This is a genomic window from Paraburkholderia terrae (assembly GCF_002902925.1).
GTDB lineage: Bacteria > Pseudomonadota > Gammaproteobacteria > Burkholderiales > Burkholderiaceae > Paraburkholderia > Paraburkholderia terrae.
Window position 1 is genome coordinate 400,663 of the sequence record NZ_CP026111.1, and the last position, 17,422, is coordinate 418,084.

Sequence of the window (17,422 nt, forward strand, 5' to 3'; positions counted from 1 at the left end):
GCGCGCGGCGCTTGCGAGCCATGAATTCCACCGCCGAACCCGTTGCTTTCGACATTGTCGCCCGCATTGCAGAATGCGCGCCCGAATTGCGCTCGGCCGAGCGCAAGGTCGCGGCGCTGATTCTCGACGATCTGACGGGCGCGTCGCGCGCGAGCATCGGCGCGTTGGCCGAGCGGGCGCAAGTGAGCGTCGCGACGGTCACGCGCTTCGCGAAAGCGGTTGGCTGCCGTGACGTGCGAGAACTCAAGCTGCGGCTCGCGCAGGCGGCCGCCGTCGGTCAGCGGTTCCTGCAACCGGGCGCGCAGGCCGACACACCCGAGCCATTGGCGACGCGCGTGTTCGACGAGTTGCAGACGGCGCTTACGCACAATCATCAGTTGCTGTGTCAGGCGCCCGTGGCGCAGGCCGCCGCTGCGTTGCGCGAAGCGCGCATGATTTACGTGTTCGGCATGGGCGGCGGCTCGACGGCGCTTGCCGATGAAATGCGCTTTCGGCTCGTGCGACTGGGGAGGCCGGTTGCGACGTATCAGGACGGTTTGCTGCAGCGCATGGTTGCATCGACGGTCTCGCGCGATACCGTGGTGATCGCGCTCTCGACGACAGGGCGCGTGCCGGAAATGGTCGACAGCTGCAAGATCGCGCGCAGCTATGGCGCGACGCTCATCACGTTGACGGCGCCCGCGTCGCCGCTTGCGAAGATGGCCGATTGGGTGATTCCCATCGTCGCATTCGAAACCGATTTCATCTACAAGCCGTCGTCGTCGCGTTACGCGATGATGATGGCGCTCGACGTGCTCGTCACCGAACTGGCCGTGAGCCTCGGCGACGAGAGCCGCGAACTGCTGCGCCGCATGAAGCATGCGCTCGATGCGCATCGCGGCGGCGGCGACCGACAACCGCTAGGAGACTGATTCATGCACTCGCACCCCGAAGCCGCCGATACGCTGATTGTCGGCGCGCAACTGTACGACGGCACGGGCGCGCCGCCTGCCGAACGCGACGTCGCGTTGCGCAACGGCAAGATCGCTGCGATCGGCAACCTGTCGAACTGGCTGGCCGAAGAGGTGATCGAGGCGAACGGCCGCGCGCTCGCGCCGGGCTTCATCGACGTACACACGCACGACGACACGCACGTGATCCGCTCGCCGCAAATGCTGCCGAAGATCACGCAGGGCGTGACGACGGTGATCGTCGGTAATTGCGGGATCAGCGCGTCGCCTGTGTCGCTCAAGGGTGATCCACCCGATCCGATGAACCTGCTCGGCCCGCGCGATGCGTTTCAGTATCCGACGTTCGCCGCGTATGTCGATGCCGTGAATGAAGCGAAGCCGTCCGTGAACGTCGGCGCGTTGATCGGACATACGGCGCTGCGCAACAACCATATGGACCGGCTCGACCGTGCGGCGACGCGCGAGGAAATCGACGGGATGCGCGTGCAGCTCGAAGAGGCGCTCTTGAATGGCGCGTTGGGGTTGAGTTCAGGGCTCGCGTATAGCTCCGCGTTCGCCGCGCCGACGGAAGAAGTGATGGCGCTCGCCGAGCCGCTCGCGGTGGCGGGCGCGTTGTACACGACGCACATGCGCACCGAGTTCGATGCGATTCTCGATGCGATGGACGAGGCGTACCGCATCGGCAAGCACGCGCGCGTGCCCGTCATCATCTCGCACCTGAAATGCGCGGGGCCGTCTAACTGGGGGCGCAGTGTCGAGGTGCTGGCGTCGCTGGAAGGCGCGCGGCAGTTTCATCCTGTTGGTTGCGACTGTTATCCGTACAACCGCAGCTCGTCGACGCTCGACGTCAAGCAGGTGACGGGCGATATCGACATCACGATCACGTGGTCGACGCCGCATCCCGAGATGGCGGGCAAGCTGGTGAAGGAGATCGCGGCGGAGTGGGGCGTGCCGCAGCAGGAAGCGGCGAAGCGGCTGCAACCGGCGGGCGCCGTCTATCACAACATGTCCGAGGACGATGTGCGGCGCATCCTTTCGCATCCGGCGACGATGGTCGGCTCCGATGGCCTGCCGAACGATCCGCTGCCGCATCCGCGTTTGTGGGGCGCGTTTCCGCGCGTGCTGGGCCACTATGCGCGCGATCAGCAGCTGATTCCGCTGGAAGAGGCGATTCGCAAGATGACGAGTTTGTCGGCGCGACGCTTTGGGTTGACGGAGCGGGGCGAAGTACACATCGGTTATCACGCCGATCTCGTGCTGTTCGACCCGGCGCGCGTGCGCGACGCGGCGACGTTCGACAAGCCGCAGCAGGCGGCGGATGGCATCGATGCCGTGTGGGTGAATGGCGTGCTGTCGTATCTCGATGGCAAGCCGACGGGCGAGCGCGCGGGCAGGTTTGTGGCGCGTGGGGCGACGGCGGCGTCGCGGGCCGAGCTTACGCAGGGTTTCTGAATTTTTGCGTTCGCATTGGGTGCGGACGCGCTTACGTTACAGGAGTTGAACGATGAAGCGTTATGGCGTTGAAGGTGGCAAAGGTACGGGCGGTCAGGTGATGCCGTTTGCGCGTGCGGTCGAGGCGGATGGCTGGCTGTTCGTGTCGGGGCAGACGCCGATGGAAAACGGCGAAGTGATCAATGGCGGGATCGTTGAGCAGTCGCACAAGACGATTCAAAACGTGCTGGCAATTTTGACCGAGGCCGGGTATGGGCCGGAGCACGTCGTGCGGTGTGGGGTGTGGCTCGATGATCCGCGTGACTTTGCTTCCTTTAACAAGGTGTTCAAGGAGTACTTTGGGGCGAATCCGCCTGCGCGGGCATGTGTGGTGTCGTCGATGGTGATCGACTGTAAAGTTGAGGTTGACTGCGTTGCTTATAAGAAGCCTGCGGCGTAAGGTTTTTTTGCTTGCGGCGCGGGGTGGTTTGCTTGTGTTTTCGCTGGCATCCGCGATTCGTTAGCTTGCTTCAAGCGTCGCCCCTGTGCGGGGCGGCACCTACTTTTCTTTGCCGCCGCAAAGAAAAGTAGGCAAAAGAAAGCGGCTAACACCGCCAACATTTCTCCTTGCCTGAGGGCCCCCAACGGGTCTTACGCTTCACACGGCAGCATCTCTGTTCGCGTTCGTTGCCAACGCTTCGAATGACCGCCTCACCCACTTCAAACACCCGAACTTGGGCTAGCGGCAGCGAATGGTTTGTGCCGCCCAGGTGGCAAACTGTGTGTAGGTTGTCGCGTCGTATAGCCTGGCGCTCTTACAGGGTGGCATGCGTGCGCTTTCGGTCCGAAGTGAGGCGTGTGTGCCTCTACGGCCTACACACAGTTTGCCACCTGGGCGGCGGCGGAATATCTGGCACGGCGTGCCGCAACGCCGGCGCGTGGAGCAGGTGAGGCGCTCGTTCAATGCGCTGGCAACGAGCGTGGGTCACGTGATTGCCGTGTGAAGCGTAGGACCCTTTGGGGGCCCTCAGGCAGGAACTAGCACTGGCGGTGTTAGCCGCTTTCTTTTGCCTACTTTTCTTTGCGGCGGCAAAGAAAAGTAGGTGCCGCCCCGCACAGGGGCGACGCTTGAAGCGAGCTAACGAATCGCGGATGCCAGCGAAAAGGCAAAAAAACCAGCCCAAGCGTCGCAGACAGAAAAAACCCAAATCACTGTCTTGCAGTCCGCAAATTATCCGGCATCGGCAGATTAAAGTTAGTACGGAAAGGATTGATATCCAGCCCACCACGCCGCGTATAGCGCGCATACACAGCCAGCTTCACAGGCTGGCAAACTTTGAGCACATCAAGAAAGATCTTCTCGACACACTGCTCATGAAACCCCGTGTGGTTTCGATAAGAAATAATGTACCGCAGCAGCCCAGCCTGATCGATCTGCGGCCCCACGTAGTGGATCTGCACCGAACCCCAATCAGGCTGCCCAGTCACCGGACAATTCGACTTCAAAAGATTGGAGAACAGTGTCTCTTCAACAGGCGCCTCATCAAGCGCAGCCTTGAGCAACGAAGCATCCGGCAGATAAACATCCGTATCCAGATCGAGCCGATCCAGCGAAGTCCCTTCAAACTCATCCATCGCGAGCTTGGAAAACTCCGCAGGCGGATAAAGATGCAACGACACAGAAGACCCACACGCAGCAGAAACATCCCGCTTGATCGTGTCGCGAACCGTCTCGATGGAATCGAACGAAGTCTGCGCAAACGATCCGAGATAAAGCTTGAACGACTTCGACTCAACGATATTCGGCGAATCCGCCGGAATAAAGAAAGTGGCAATCGCAACCTGCGGCTTGCCGCGCGCATTGAGCCACGACAGCTCATACGCGTTCCAGATATCCGTGCCGAAAAACGGCAACGTCGCCCCAATACCGATCTGCTCGCGCGCATTCTTCCGCGCGATCGGAAAGAGCAGCGATGCGTCGTACTGTTCGGTGTAGCTGGACGGTTTGCCCAGCGGTGATTGTTCGGGTGTCATGATGCGTTCACGATGCCACTCAACACGTGCCCGATCGCTGTCACGTCACGGGCCGATTCGCAGTGGCGAATTTGGTCGTCGAAGAAAAAGTCCGGCTCGAACTCGCGCAAAAACGCGCTCTTGTCCAGCCCGCCAAGAAACATCGCTTCGTCGATTTCGATGTTCCAGGCCATCAATGTGCGTATCGCGCGCTCGTGCGCGGGCGCCGAACGCGCCGTCACCAGCGCAGTGCGAATGTGCATCGGCGCGGCTTCGTCAGCCAGCGTCTGCAGTCGATGCAGCGCTTTCAACAAAGGCTTCAGCGGTCCATCGGCAAGCGGCAAATCCTTGTTGTCGATCTCATGACCGACGAACGCGCCCAAGCCGTCCTTCTGAAACACGCGCTCCGCTTCGTCGGAAAACAGCACGGCGTCACCGTCGAACGCAATGCGGATTTCGTCCGGATACTTGCTCGCCATTTTCGCCGATTCGGGCAACACGCGTGCAGCGGGAAATCCGGCGGCCAAAGCATCGCGCACGTCGTCCTGATTCGCCGACAGAAACAGCGACGCATTCAGCGGCTTCAGATACGCGAACGGGGCGCGGCCGCGCGTGAAAACGCCGCGCTCGATCGCCAGCCCATGCTCGCGGCACGAACTGAACGCGCGCAAGCCGCTAATGGGATCGCTGCGCGACAGAATCACCACTTCCACGCAGTGCGCGCCCATATTGAGTGCAAGCAGCTTGCGAATCAGCGGAAACGCGACGCCCGGCTTGGCCGGCACGTTCAGCCGCTCGCGCTGCAGCGCTTCGTAGTCGCGCAGATTGCCGTCCTCGTACACACGGTTCTCTTCCTCGAAATCGAACAGCGCGCGCGAGGAGATCGCCACTACCAGTTTGTCATCGAGCGAAAAGGCCATGCGCGTGCTTCGTTATCCAAGGAACAGTTGATACACCGGGTTCAACGTCTCTTCCCAATACGGATAGCCGAGTGTCGCAAGGAAGCGCGCGAATTCCGAATCTTCTGCCGAAGGCACCTGAATGCCGACGAGAATCGAACTGTAGTCCGCGCCCTGGTTCCGGTAATGGAAGAGGCTGATGTTCCAGTTCGGCGCCATCGACGACAGGAACTTCATCAGCGCGCCCGGCCGCTCGGGAAACTCGAAGCGGAACAGGCGCTCGTCGTGCGCGAGCGGCGAGCGTCCGCCGACCATATAGCGGATGTGCTGCTTCGACAGTTCGTCGCCCGTCAGATCGACGGTGGCGAAGTTGTGCGCCTCGAACGCGCCGGCGATCTGCGCAGACTCGCTGCGATTGCGGATCTGCACGCCGACAAAAATATGGGCCGACGCCGAATCGGCAATACGGTAGTTGAACTCGGTGACGCTGCGCGTCCCGACCAGTTCGCAAAAACGCTTGAAGCTGCCGCGCTCTTCGGGAATCGTCACCGCGAACACGGCCTCGCGCGCCTCGCCGACTTCCGCGCGCTCCGCGACGAAGCGCATGCGGTCGAAGTTCATGTTCGCGCCGGACGTGATGGCGATCAGCGTCTGATTTTCGATGCCTTCACGCTCCGCATATTGCTTCGCGCCCGCGACGGCCAGCGAGCCGGCCGGCTCAAGCACGCTGCGGGTGTCCTGGAAGACGTCCTTGATCGCCGCGCACAGTGCGTCGGTGTCCACGGTCAGCACTTCGTCGAGATATTCCTGGCACAGGCGGAACGTCTCTTCGCCGACCAGCTTGACAGCCGTACCGTCCGAAAACAGGCCGACTTCGTTCAGCGTCACGCGCTTGCCCGCCTTCAGCGATTGCGCCATCGCGCACGAATCGTCGGTCTGCACGCCGATCACCTTGATCTCCGGGCGCACCGACTTCACGTACGCCGCGATACCCGCCGCGAGACCGCCGCCGCCGATGGGCACGAAGATCGCGTGAATGGGCGCCTGATGCTGGCTCAGCACTTCCATCGCGACCGTGCCCTGGCCGGCGATCACGTATTCGTCGTCGAACGGATGGACGAAGGTCAGGCCGTGTTGCTCCTGCAGCTTGACCGCGTGCGCGTAGGCGTCGCTGAACGATTCGCCCGACTGCACGACTTCGACGGTCGGGCCGCCATGTGTGCGCACGGCATCGACTTTCACCTGCGGCGTCGTCACGGGAACGACGATGATCGCCTTCACGCCCATCCGTGCCGCCGACAACGCCACGCCTTGCGCATGGTTGCCCGCCGAAGCCGTAATCACGCCGCGCGCGAGGGCGTCGGCGGGAATGTGCGCCATCTTGTTGTAGGCGCCGCGCAGCTTGAACGAGAAGACGGGCTGATTGTCTTCGCGCTTCAGGTAAATCGGGTTGCGCAGCCGTGCGGACAGATTCCGCGCATGTTCGAGTTCGGTCTCACGCGCGACGTCGTAGACGCGGGCGGTGAGGATTTTCTTCAGGTAGTCGTGGGAAGCCATGCGGGTCACGCGCGATGCGCTATTTCGGACAGGAAAGGATCAATGATAGCGCCAACCGTCTGTCCGGACGCGGCTGATCCGGGATTTGTCCGATTGCGTTCGCTTTATCGGCAAGCTTGGCCAGCCGACCGGACGGTCGAAAAATCGGACTCAGCGTGGGCACGGATGCGATGCATTTTGGGTGCGTCGTCACCTGGCAATTTCGTGGCGAATTCTGTCAAGCGAACGCGCAAAGGCTTGTCACGCTTACATTCGGGCGTCAACGCGCAATGGGATCATGCGGTAGAATCCTATTTTGGAACAAGGATCGGAAGATGCACTGGCAGCCTCGGATCGCCCATTTGATGCCCGTACCGCGCGAGTCTCGTCCCGCGGCGCAGCGGCACGTGCGGCATGCACGATCGTGTAGCTGCCTCTGAGCGCCGCGAGGCGACCGGCCACCCACGTTCCAGCCATATCCCCGGCGATCCCGGGCGCTGGCCTGCCGGTTGCGGCTTCGCACACTAGAAAGATTTCCAGCATTGCGCCCCACGCGCACTGTCAGCGGGCCTCAACGATGAGCGCACGCCGCTGACCTACCGAGTCGTCCAAACATGAACGCACCTCAAGTTTTCGATCCGCACGGCGCCGCCGCCACCGTTGCCGCCGACGCCGAACCGCGTCTGCGCGAAATCCCATACAACTACACGTCGTTCTCCGACCGCGAAATCGTCATCCGTCTGCTCGGCGACGAAGCGTGGGCCGCCCTCGACGAACTGCGCGCGGAACGCCGCACGGGCCGCTCGGCGCGCATGCTGTACGAAGTGCTCGGCGACATCTGGGTCGTGCGCCGCAATCCTTACCTGCAGGACGACCTGCTCGACAACCCGAAGCGTCGCGCGCTGTTGATCGAAGCGCTGAATCACCGTCTGACCGAAATCGAAAAACGCCGCCGCGCCGACCTCGTCGAACATGGCGACGACGCGGGCGTCGATCGCGCGGCGCGTGTCGAAACGCTGGTCGCCGCCGCGCGCCGCGCCGTCGATGCCTTCGCGGGCGAGTTCGAAAAGATGGCCGACCTGCGCCGCCGCTCGACCAAAGTGCTGGGCCGCCAGACGCAGAAGGACAACATCCGCTTCGACGGCCTCGCGCGCGTCTCGCATGTCACGGACGCAACCGACTGGCGCGTCGAATATCCGTTTGTCGTGCTGACGCCGGACACGGAAGCCGAAATCGCCGGTCTGATCAAGGCGTGTTTCGAACTCGGCCTGACCGTCATTCCGCGCGGGGGCGGCACGGGCTACACGGGCGGCGCGGTGCCGCTTACGCCGTTTTCGGCCGTCATCAACACCGAGAAGCTCGAACAACTCGGCGCGGTCGAATTAACCGAATTGCCCGGCGTCGCGCACAAGGTGCCGACGATCTTCTCCGGCGCAGGCGTCGTCACGCGCCGCGTGACGGAAGCGGCCGAACAGGCGGGCTATGTGTTCGCCGTCGATCCGACGTCGCTGGACGCATCGTGCATCGGCGGTAACGTCGCGATGAACGCGGGTGGCAAAAAGGCCGTGCTGTGGGGCACGGCGCTCGACAACCTCGCGTGGTGGCGCATGGTTGACCCGGAAGGGAACTGGCTCGAAGTCACGCGCCTCGATCACAACCTCGGCAAGATTCACGACATTCCCGTCGCGCGCTTCGAACTGAAGTGGTTCGACGGCGAATACGCGCCGGGCGAAAAGTTGCTGCGCACGGAAATGCTCGACATCGAAGGCCGGCGCTTTCGCAAGGAAGGTCTCGGCAAGGACGTGACGGATAAATTCCTCGCCGGCCTGCCGGGCATCCAGAAGGAAGGCTGCGACGGCCTGATCACGTCCGCGCGCTGGGTGCTGCACAAGATGCCCGCGCACACGCGCACCGTTTGCCTCGAGTTCTTCGGCCAGGCGCGCGAAGCGATTCCGAGCATCGTCGAAATCAAGGACTATCTGTTCGAAACGTCGAAGCAGGGCGGGGCGATTCTCGCGGGCCTCGAACACCTCGACGAGCGTTATCTGCGCGCGGTCGGCTACGCGACCAAGAGCAAGCGCAACGCGTTTCCGAAGATGGTGCTGATCGGTGACATCGTCGGCGACGATGCCGACGCGGTTGCAACGGCGACGTCGGAAGTGATCCGCATGGCCAACGGCAAGAGCGGCGAAGGTTTTGTCGCCGTCAGCGCCGAGGCGCGCAAGCGCTTCTGGCTCGACCGCAGCCGCACGGCCGCGATCGCGAAGCACACCAACGCGTTCAAGATCAACGAAGACGTCGTGATTCCGCTCAATCGCATGGGCGAATACACGGACGGCATCGAGCGCATCAACATCGAACTGTCGATCAAGAACAAGCTGCAACTGATCGACGCGCTCGAAGCGTTCTTCAAGAGCGGCAAGCTGCCACTCGGCAAGAGCGACGACGCGAATGAAATTCCGAGCGCCGAGTTGCTCGAAGACCGCGTGCAGCAGGCGCTCGAACTGCTCGGCCACGTGAAGAAGCGCTGGGAATTCCTGCGCGACAAGCTCGATTTGTCGTTGCGTGAAGCGCAGCACTATCTGGTGGGACTCGGCTATGCGGGGCTCGCGGAGAAATTCGCGGACCGCGTCGACGATCAGCCGGACGCGAACGTGTTCCATATCGTCCAGGACCGCACGGTGCGCGTGTCGTGGAAGCAGGAAATCCGCGCGGAACTGCGCCAGATTTTCAACGGCGGCGAGTTCAAGCCGATCCTCGACGAGGCGCAGGCTATTCATAAAAAGGTGCTGCGCGGCCGCGTGTTCGTCGCGCTCCACATGCACGCGGGCGACGGCAACGTTCATACGAACATCCCCGTCAACTCCGACAACTACGAGATGCTGCAGGACGCGCATCACGCGGTGGCACGCATCATGAAGCTCGCGCGTTCGCTGGATGGCGTGATTTCCGGCGAGCACGGCATCGGCATCACGAAGCTCGAATTCCTGACGGAAGAAGAGATCGGCGAATTCCGCGCGTACAAGCAGCGCGTGGATCCGCATGGCCGCTTCAACAAGGGCAAGCTGCTTGAAGGCGCGGATCTGCGCAACGCGTACACGCCTTCTTTCGGGCTGATGGGGTATGAATCGCTGATCATGCAGCAGTCCGACATCGGCGCGATCGCCGATTCGGTGAAGGACTGTCTGCGCTGCGGCAAGTGCAAGCCCGTCTGCGCGACGCACGTGCCGCGCGCGAACCTGCTGTACAGCCCGCGCAACAAGATTCTCGCTACGTCGCTGCTGGTCGAGGCGTTCCTGTATGAGGAGCAGACGCGCCGTGGCGTGTCGATCAAGCATTGGGACGAGTTCAACGATGTCGCCGATCACTGCACCGTTTGCCACAAGTGCGTGACGCCGTGCCCGGTGAAGATCGACTTTGGCGACGTCACGATGAACATGCGCAACCTGCTGCGCAAGATGGGCAAGAAGAAGTTCAACGCGGGCAACGCGGCGGGCATGTTCTTCCTCAACGCGACCAATCCGCAGACCATCAATCTCGCGCGCACCGCGATGATGGGCGTCGGCTACAAGGCGCAGCGCCTCGGCAACGACGTGCTGAAGAAGTTCGCCAAGAAGCAGACGGCGCATCCGCCCGCGACGACGGGCAAGCCGCCCGTGGTCGAGCAGGTGATCCACTTCGTCAACAAGAAGATGCCGGGCAACCTGCCGAAGAAAACGGCCCGCGCACTGCTCGATATCGAGGACAACAAGATCGTCCCGATCATCCGCAACCCGAAGGCGACGACGGTCGATTCGGAAGCAGTGTTCTACTTTCCCGGTTGCGGTTCCGAGCGCCTGTTCTCGCAGGTCGGTCTCGCGACGCAGGCGATGCTATGGGAAGCGGGCGTGCAGACGGTGTTGCCGCCGGGTTATCTGTGCTGCGGCTATCCGCAGCGCGGCTCGGGCCAGTTCGACAAGGCCGAGCAGATCGTCACGGACAACCGCGTGCTGTTCCACCGTGTCGCGAACACGCTGAACTATCTCGACATCAAGACGGTGGTGGTGTCGTGCGGCACGTGTTACGACCAGCTGGCTGGCTACGAATTCGAGAAGATCTTCCCGGGCTGCCGGATCATCGACATCCACGAATTCCTGCTGGAAAAGGGCATCAAGCTCGAGGGCGTGAAGGGCACGCGCTACATGTACCACGACCCGTGCCACACGCCGATCAAGACGATGGACCCGGTCAAGTTGGTCAACGAACTGATGGGTGCCGAGAAGAACGACGGCTACAAGATCGAGAAGAACGATCGTTGCTGTGGCGAGTCGGGCACGCTGGCTGTGACGCGTCCGGATATTTCGACGCAGGTGCGCTTCCGCAAGGAAGAGGAAATCCGCAAGGGCGCGGCGAAGTTGCGCGGCATTCCCGTTGTCGCCGATGCGGGCGCGAACGCGCAGCCGGGTTCGGTGCTGAAGGCGGGTGACGGCCCGCAACCGAACGGCGGGAACGGCGCCAACGGTGCAAACGGCGCAGCGACCGACGTCAAGATCCTGACGAGCTGCCCGTCCTGTCTGCAAGGCCTGTCGCGCTACAACGAAGACGCGAATATCGAAGCGGACTACATCGTTGTCGAAATCGCGCGACACGTGCTCGGCGAGAACTGGATGGCCGACTATGTGCAGCGTGCGAACAATGGCGGAATCGAGCGCGTGCTGGTCTAATGGCGCGATAAAGGTTCCGTTCGAGGACGACGATGGACTGTATCTTCTGCCGTGAAGACGGTGGCGATGTACTGTGGCAGGACGACACGCTGCGTGTCGTCCTCGCCGACGAACATGACTACCCCGGTTTTTGCCGCGTGATCTGGAACAGGCACGTCGCCGAGTTCTCCGATCTGGGCGACGGCGAGCGCGACCGCGTGATGCGCGTGGTGTATGCCGTCGAGCGCGCAATCCGGCGCATCCTGCAACCCGTCAAGGTGAATCTGGCGAGTCTCGGCAACCAGGTGCCGCACGTACACTGGCATGTGATCCCGCGGTTCTCCAACGACGCGCATTTCCCGCTGCCCATCTGGGCGCCGCGCCAGCGCACCGTTTCCGAGGCGATGCTGTCGCAGCGCCGCGCGCAGGCCACATTGCTGCGCGAAGCGGTACGCGGCGAAATCGAACACGCTCTCGCCTGAGGTCATCATGAGTGGATTGAAACCCGACACGCCGGTGCCCGCCGGCGTCGTCGTTCATGCCGTGTCGCGTGTGCTCGAATTGCAGTACGCGGACGGCAAGAGTTACCGCGTGCCGTTCGAGCTGATGCGCGTCTATTCGCCGTCGGCGGAAGTGCGCGGCCACGGCCCGGGCCAGGAGACACTGCAGACAGGCAAGCGCGAGGTGTCGATCACGGCGCTCGAAGGCGTCGGCAACTATGCGTTGCAGCCGACTTTCTCTGACGGCCATAACACGGGCATCTATTCGTGGGACCTGCTGTGGGATCTCGCGACCCGTCAGGACGAACTCTGGGCCGATTATTTCGACAAACTTAAGGCGGCAGGCGTCGACCGGGACGCGCCGATGCCCGTATCCGGCCCTGCGCACGGCCACAGACACTGATACGATTCCCGCCTTCCCGTCGCTTGATGCGGCGCAACAATATCTCAGAATACGCGAAAGGACGAAGCGCGATGACCAAAACCCACTTCGGCTATCAGACAGTCGACGAACAGGAAAAAGCGAAGAAAGTGGCCGGCGTGTTCCACTCGGTCGCCTCCAACTATGACCTGATGAACGATCTGATGTCGGGCGGGATGCACCGCGCGTGGAAGGCGTTCACGATCGCGCAGGCCAACGTGCGGCCCGGCTACCGGGTGCTCGACATCGCGGGCGGCACGGGCGATCTGTCGAAGACCTTCGCGAAGCAGGCGGGCGAGACGGGCGAAGTGTGGCACACGGACATCAATGAATCGATGCTGCGCGTGGGCCGCGACCGCCTGATCGACAAGGGCATCATCACCCCGACGCTGCTCTGCGACGCCGAAAAAATCCCCTTTCCGGACAACTACTTCGACGTGGTGACGGTGGCATTCGGCTTGCGCAACATGACGCACAAGGACGCCGCGCTCGCGGAAATGCGCCGTGTGTTGAAGCCGGCCGGCCGCGTGCTCGTGCTGGAGTTCTCGAAAGTGTGGGATCCACTCAAGAAGGCGTACGACGTCTATTCTTTTAAGGTGCTTCCGTGGCTCGGCGAGCGCTTCGCGAAGGACGCCGAGAGCTATCGCTACCTGGCCGAATCGATCCGCATGCATCCGGATCAAGAAACTTTGAAAACGATGATGGAACAAGCTGGCCTCGAAGCCGTCAAATATTACAATTTGTCAGCTGGCGTGGTAGCCTTACATGTGGGGACAAAATACTAATGTCCCTAACTTCTCGTTTTTAAAAGGAAATTGCAGAAATGTCTGATTCGAATCTGTCATCTCGTTGTAAGGTAAAGGGGGCATGGGCGAGGAGAATCGGACTGATCGCGATGGTCGGGCTGATTTCGATCGGCACGCTGGCCTCGCTCGACGCCGAAGCGAAACGCATGGGCGGCGGCCGCAGTATCGGGCGTCAGTCGAACATCACCCAGCCGTCACAGCAGTCGGCGCCCTCGCAGTCGCCGGGCGCGCCGTCGCAAGCCATGCAGCAGCAGCGTCCCGCCACGCCGCCGCCCACGCCGGCCGCGCAGCCTAACCGCTCGCGCTGGCTCGGGCCGATCGCCGGTCTCGCCGCGGGTCTTGGCATCGCGGCCCTGCTGTCGCACTTCGGTCTTGGTGAAGCGTTCGCCGGCATGATGTCGAACCTGATCGTGATCGCGCTGATCGCGTTCGTCGCCATCTGGCTGATCCGTAAGTTCATGGGCCGCAAGCGCGACGCGCAGACGCCGGCTTACGCGAGCGGCGCGCCGACGCTGAACGCGGGCGGCACGGGTTACGCGCAGGAGCCGCGCTACACGGCGCCGCCGGCTGGCTCGTACCTCGGGCCGCAAGGCAACCCGCTGACGACGCCTGAAATCGCAGCCGCGCCGGTCGTTCCGGCAGGCTTCGATACTGAAGCGTTCCTGCGCAACGCGAAGGTCTACTTCGTGCGTCTGCAGGCTGCGTGGGACGCGGGCAACATGGACGACATCCGCGAGTTCACGACGCCTGAAATGTTCGCCGAAGTGAAGGTCGACCTGAGCTCGCGCGGCGCCGAAAAGAACCAGACGGACGTCGTGAAGCTGAACGCCGATCTGCTGGGCGTCGAGGATCGCGGCAGCGAATATCTCGCGAGCGTGCGCTTCCACGGCCTGATCCGCGAAACGTCGGGCAGTGCGGCGGAGCCGTTCGAGGAAATCTGGAACCTGTCGAAGCGCACTGGCGAAGGCTGGCTGCTCGCAGGCATCCAGCAAGTGAATCTTCACTGATCCCGTAAAGGATTAGCCGTTCGGCAGAGCCAGGCTCGAAGCGAACGGACGTTACAATAGGAACCCGCGTCGGCAGTCGCCGGCGCGGGTTTTCTCTTTCCACTGCCGATGACCCTTGCCGCCAAGCCCTTCGCTGCTGCCGTCAACCATCTGCTCGCTCGCGAAACGTGGGCGCGCGAACGTCTCACCCCGTACGCCGGCAAGATTGCGCGGCTGTCCTGTCCTCCCGTCACACTGATCCTGTTGGTGCAGCCGGACGGCTATCTGAGCGCCGTCGACGAAAGCGAAGCGCACAACGCGTTCGACGTCACCGTCGCCGTGCCTTCGGATGCCGTCCCCGCGTTCCTGCAAGGCGGCCAGGCGGCCGTGATGAAGCACGTGAAGATCGAAGGCGACGCCGAGTTCGCCACGGCCATCGCGAAGCTCGCCGAGCATTTGCGCTGGGAGCCGGAAGAAGATCTGGCGAAACTGATCGGCGACGGGCCCGCGTGGCGGATCGCATCGGTGGCGCGCACGGTCGGCGATCATGCGCTGCGCACGGGTCGCAATCTGGTCGAATCGGTAGCCGAATATCTGCTGGACGAAAACCCGCAGCTCGTGCGCCGCGCCGCGCTCGACGACTTCAACGTCGAGCTGGCGCGCGCCCGCGACGCGCTCGCGCGCGTCGAGAAGCGCATCGAGCGTCTCGAACAGAAGGTCGAAGCCCGCGGCGCCAATGCGCCGGGCGGCGCCGCCACGTCGCGCGGCACGCGCTAGTCACCGGGCTCAACCATGCGTTTCCTGCGTTTCCTCAAGATTTTCTTTACCGTCATCCGCTTCGGGCTGGACGAAATGATGCTGAGTCGCATCAACGACCGCCGCGTGCGGATGTTGCTGCGTATCACCACGATCGGCCGGAAGTTCGACCAGCCGCCGGGTGTGCGGCTGCGTCTCGCGCTCGAAAGCCTCGGGCCGATTTTCGTGAAGTTCGGTCAGGTGCTGTCCACGCGCCGCGACCTGCTGCGCCCCGACATCGCCAGCGAGCTTGCCAAGCTACAGGACCAGGTCCCGCCGTTCGACTCGGCGGTGGCAATTGCGATCATCGAAAAATCGCTCGGCGCGCCCGTCGATACGATCTTTGACGACTTCGAGCGCGTGCCCGTGGCGAGCGCGTCGATTGCGCAGGTTCACTTCGCGACGTTGAAGACGGGCCAGCACGCGGGCAAGCAGGTCGCCGTGAAGGTGCTGCGGCCGAACATGCTTCCCGTGATCGATTCCGATCTCGCGCTGCTGCGCGACATCGCCGTATGGGCGGAGCGTCTGTGGGCGGACGGCAAGCGCCTGAAGCCGCGCGAAGTGGTCGCGGAATTCGACAAGTATCTGCACGACGAACTCGACCTGATGCGCGAAGCCGCGAACGGCAGTCAGCTGCGGCGCAACTTCGCGGGCCTCGATCTGCTGCTCGTGCCGGAGATGTACTGGGAGTACTGCGCGGCAAACGTGCTCGTGATGGAACGGATGGTCGGCGTGCCGATCAGCCAGGTCGATACGCTGCGGGCGGCGGGCGTCGATATTCCGAAGCTCGCGCGCGAGGGCGTCGAGATTTTCTTCACGCAGGTGTTCCGCGACGGTTTTTTCCACGCGGACATGCACCCCGGCAACATTCAGGTCAGTCTTGATCCGGTGCATTTCGGCCGATATATCGCGCTGGATTTCGGCATCATCGGCGCGCTGTCGGACTTCGATAAGAACTATCTCGCGCAGAACTTTCTCGCGTTCTTCAAGCGCGACTATCACCGTGTCGCGACGCTGCATCTGGAATCCGGCTGGGTGCCGCCCACGACGCGCGTCGAAGAACTGGAAAGCGCGATCCGCGCGGTCTGCGAGCCGTATTTCGATCGCGCGCTGAAAGACATTTCGCTCGGCCAGGTGCTGATGCGGCTCTTCTCGACGTCGCGCCGCTTCAACGTGGAAATCCAGCCGCAACTGGTGCTGCTGCAGAAGACGATGCTGAACGTCGAAGGGCTGGGCCGTTCGCTCGATCCCGAACTCGACTTGTGGAAGACCGCGAAGCCGTATCTGGAACGCTGGATGAACGAGCAGATCGGCGCGAAAGGCTGGTACGAGCGGCTGAAGATCGAGGCGCCGCAGTGGAGCAAGACGCTGCCGCAGCTGCCGCGGCTGATCCATCACATGCTGGCTCAGCGTCACGACGCGCAGCAGCGCGGTATCAACGACGAAACCATCCGCCAGATTCTGCTGGAGCAGAAGCGCACCAACCGGCTGCTGCAAGGTCTGCTGATGTTCGGCGTGGCCGTGGGCGTCGGTGCGGTGCTGGCGCGCGCATGGCTCGCCATTGCGTACGGCGGCTATTGAACGCGTTGCACGAGGTCTACCGATGAGCGATCCCAAGCCGAATCTTTCTCCCGCGCCGCCGGCATTCGAAAGCCGCGATCCAAACGCGCCCGGCTTCTGGGACGAGCGCTTCGAACGCGGCTTCACGCCGTGGGATCAGGCGGGCGTGCCGTCGGCGTTCAAGGCGTTCGTCGACCGGCACGCGCCGATGCCGGTGCTCATTCCCGGCTGCGGCAGCGCGTACGAAGCGTGGTGGCTCGCCGAAAAAGGCTGGACGCTTCGGGCGATCGACTTTGCGGCCCATGCCGTCGAAGCCGCGCGCGCTCAGTTAGGCGCGCATGCGAGCCTTGTCGAACAGGCGGACTTCTTCACGTACACGCCGCCATTCGAGCCGGGCTGGATCTACGAGCGGGCGTTCTTGTGCGCGTTGCCGCCGTCGCGGCGCACGGACTGGCTGGTGCGCATGGCTGAACTCTTGCCCGCGGGCGGATTGCTCGCTGGCTTCTTTTTCATCGGCGAGGGCTTGCCTAAAGGCACGCCGACCGGCTCGCCAAAAGGCCCGCCATTCATCATCGAGCGGGCCGAACTCGACGCGCTGCTGTCGGCCCATTTCGAGTTGCTGGAAGACGAACCCGTCGCCGACTCGATCCCCGTCTTCGCCGGACGCGAGCGCTGGCTGACCTTGCGTCGGCGCGGTGCATAGACGCGGCAAGGGCTTGATTCCCGACTCCGCCGACCTCATCTAAGGAGTGGCGGCTGCGTCGGCCGTTCCACCCCGAATTCCGGGGCGTGCCATTGTTTGCGGCTATAATTCAAGGCTTTGCAAGCGTTCAAAGAGTTTTC

Annotated in this window: 14 protein-coding genes; 11 read left to right on the plus strand and 3 right to left on the minus strand. The window is 62.8% G+C overall.

Annotated features, from left to right (window positions below):
* Positions 1-20 precede the first annotated feature (20 nt).
* From C2L65_RS01830 to C2L65_RS01840, 3 genes are read left to right on the plus strand one after another with little or no spacing between them, the layout of a single operon-like run.
* Positions 21-911 (plus strand): MurR/RpiR family transcriptional regulator, encoded by an 891-nt coding sequence (locus C2L65_RS01830; RefSeq protein ID WP_007579745.1) that lies wholly within the window; start codon positions 21-23, stop codon positions 909-911.
* A 3-nt stretch (positions 912-914) separates the two neighbouring features.
* Positions 915-2,402 carry an N-acyl-D-amino-acid deacylase family protein gene (locus C2L65_RS01835; protein WP_042306276.1) on the plus strand — a complete coding sequence of 496 codons (1,488 nt, stop codon included), beginning with the start codon at positions 915-917 and terminating at the stop codon, positions 2,400-2,402.
* A 52-nt stretch (positions 2,403-2,454) separates the two neighbouring features.
* Positions 2,455-2,841, plus strand: a complete 387-nt coding sequence (locus tag C2L65_RS01840; protein ID WP_042306275.1) for a RidA family protein — start codon at positions 2,455-2,457, stop codon at positions 2,839-2,841.
* A 749-nt stretch (positions 2,842-3,590) separates the two neighbouring features.
* On the opposite strand, the gene queF is transcribed toward C2L65_RS01840, so the two are convergent.
* The 3 genes from queF to ilvA are packed head-to-tail and all read right to left on the minus strand — an operon-like array spanning position 3,591 to position 6,850.
* The gene (gene queF, locus C2L65_RS01845; RefSeq protein ID WP_042315296.1) at positions 3,591-4,415 is read right to left on the minus strand and encodes an NADPH-dependent 7-cyano-7-deazaguanine reductase QueF; all 825 of its coding nucleotides are present in this window, start codon (positions 4,413-4,415) and stop codon (positions 3,591-3,593) included.
* Entirely contained in the window at positions 4,412-5,314 is a 903-nt protein-coding gene (locus C2L65_RS01850; protein ID WP_042315297.1) for a 5'-nucleotidase, read from the minus strand. Before C2L65_RS01850 ends, queF begins: the two co-directional genes overlap by 4 nt.
* A gap of 12 nt (positions 5,315-5,326) precedes the next feature.
* Positions 5,327-6,850 carry a threonine ammonia-lyase, biosynthetic gene (gene ilvA, locus C2L65_RS01855; protein ID WP_042315299.1) on the minus strand — a complete coding sequence of 508 codons (1,524 nt, stop codon included), beginning with the start codon at positions 6,848-6,850 and terminating at the stop codon, positions 5,327-5,329.
* 593 nt (positions 6,851-7,443) lie between these two features.
* On the opposite strand from ilvA, the gene C2L65_RS01860 reads away from it, so the two are divergent.
* The 8 genes from C2L65_RS01860 (at position 7,444) to C2L65_RS01895 (ending at position 17,282) form a co-directional block, all read left to right on the plus strand.
* A complete protein-coding gene (locus tag C2L65_RS01860; protein WP_042315301.1) occupies positions 7,444-11,532 on the plus strand; it encodes a DUF3683 domain-containing protein in 4,089 nt (1,362 codons plus the stop codon).
* Positions 11,533-11,564: 32 nt separating this feature from the next.
* The gene (locus C2L65_RS01865; protein WP_042315302.1) at positions 11,565-11,993 is read left to right on the plus strand and encodes an HIT family protein; all 429 of its coding nucleotides are present in this window, start codon (positions 11,565-11,567) and stop codon (positions 11,991-11,993) included.
* A 7-nt stretch (positions 11,994-12,000) separates the two neighbouring features.
* Entirely contained in the window at positions 12,001-12,414 is a 414-nt protein-coding gene (locus C2L65_RS01870) for a gamma-butyrobetaine hydroxylase family protein (RefSeq protein WP_007579753.1), read from the plus strand.
* Positions 12,415-12,485: 71 nt separating this feature from the next.
* Positions 12,486-13,217 (plus strand): bifunctional demethylmenaquinone methyltransferase/2-methoxy-6-polyprenyl-1,4-benzoquinol methylase UbiE, encoded by a 732-nt coding sequence (ubiE, locus tag C2L65_RS01875; protein ID WP_042315322.1) that lies wholly within the window; start codon positions 12,486-12,488, stop codon positions 13,215-13,217.
* A gap of 38 nt (positions 13,218-13,255) precedes the next feature.
* Positions 13,256-14,245 carry a Tim44 domain-containing protein gene (locus C2L65_RS01880; protein ID WP_042315303.1) on the plus strand — a complete coding sequence of 330 codons (990 nt, stop codon included), beginning with the start codon at positions 13,256-13,258 and terminating at the stop codon, positions 14,243-14,245.
* 108 nt (positions 14,246-14,353) lie between these two features.
* Positions 14,354-15,001, plus strand: a complete 648-nt coding sequence (locus C2L65_RS01885; protein WP_042315305.1) for a ubiquinone biosynthesis accessory factor UbiJ — start codon at positions 14,354-14,356, stop codon at positions 14,999-15,001.
* A gap of 15 nt (positions 15,002-15,016) precedes the next feature.
* Entirely contained in the window at positions 15,017-16,600 is a 1,584-nt protein-coding gene (ubiB, locus tag C2L65_RS01890) for a ubiquinone biosynthesis regulatory protein kinase UbiB (RefSeq protein ID WP_042315307.1), read from the plus strand.
* Positions 16,601-16,622: 22 nt separating this feature from the next.
* On the plus strand, positions 16,623-17,282 hold the full coding sequence (locus tag C2L65_RS01895) for a class I SAM-dependent methyltransferase (RefSeq protein ID WP_042315308.1): 660 nt from the start codon (positions 16,623-16,625) through the stop codon (positions 17,280-17,282).
* Positions 17,283-17,422 lie beyond the last annotated feature (140 nt).

What these genes read in the sequence shown, in the direction of transcription:
- C2L65_RS01835 (WP_042306276.1), top strand. Translation starts at nt 915, where the DNA reads ATGCACTCGCACCCCGAAGCCGCCGATACGCTGATTGTCGGCGCGCAA.
- C2L65_RS01870 (WP_007579753.1), top strand. Translation starts at nt 12,001, where the DNA reads ATGAGTGGATTGAAACCCGACACGCCGGTGCCCGCCGGCGTCGTCGTT.
- ilvA (WP_042315299.1), bottom strand. Translation starts at nt 6,850, where the DNA reads ATGGCTTCCCACGACTACCTGAAGAAAATCCTCACCGCCCGCGTCTAC.
- C2L65_RS01840 (WP_042306275.1), top strand. Translation starts at nt 2,455, where the DNA reads ATGAAGCGTTATGGCGTTGAAGGTGGCAAAGGTACGGGCGGTCAGGTG.
- C2L65_RS01880 (WP_042315303.1), top strand. Translation starts at nt 13,256, where the DNA reads ATGTCTGATTCGAATCTGTCATCTCGTTGTAAGGTAAAGGGGGCATGG.
- ubiE (WP_042315322.1), top strand. Translation starts at nt 12,486, where the DNA reads ATGACCAAAACCCACTTCGGCTATCAGACAGTCGACGAACAGGAAAAA.
- C2L65_RS01885 (WP_042315305.1), top strand. Translation starts at nt 14,354, where the DNA reads ATGACCCTTGCCGCCAAGCCCTTCGCTGCTGCCGTCAACCATCTGCTC.
- C2L65_RS01860 (WP_042315301.1), top strand. Translation starts at nt 7,444, where the DNA reads ATGAACGCACCTCAAGTTTTCGATCCGCACGGCGCCGCCGCCACCGTT.
- C2L65_RS01850 (WP_042315297.1), bottom strand. Translation starts at nt 5,314, where the DNA reads ATGGCCTTTTCGCTCGATGACAAACTGGTAGTGGCGATCTCCTCGCGC.
- queF (WP_042315296.1), bottom strand. Translation starts at nt 4,415, where the DNA reads ATGACACCCGAACAATCACCGCTGGGCAAACCGTCCAGCTACACCGAA.
- C2L65_RS01830 (WP_007579745.1), top strand. Translation starts at nt 21, where the DNA reads ATGAATTCCACCGCCGAACCCGTTGCTTTCGACATTGTCGCCCGCATT.
- C2L65_RS01865 (WP_042315302.1), top strand. Translation starts at nt 11,565, where the DNA reads ATGGACTGTATCTTCTGCCGTGAAGACGGTGGCGATGTACTGTGGCAG.
- C2L65_RS01895 (WP_042315308.1), top strand. Translation starts at nt 16,623, where the DNA reads ATGAGCGATCCCAAGCCGAATCTTTCTCCCGCGCCGCCGGCATTCGAA.
- ubiB (WP_042315307.1), top strand. Translation starts at nt 15,017, where the DNA reads ATGCGTTTCCTGCGTTTCCTCAAGATTTTCTTTACCGTCATCCGCTTC.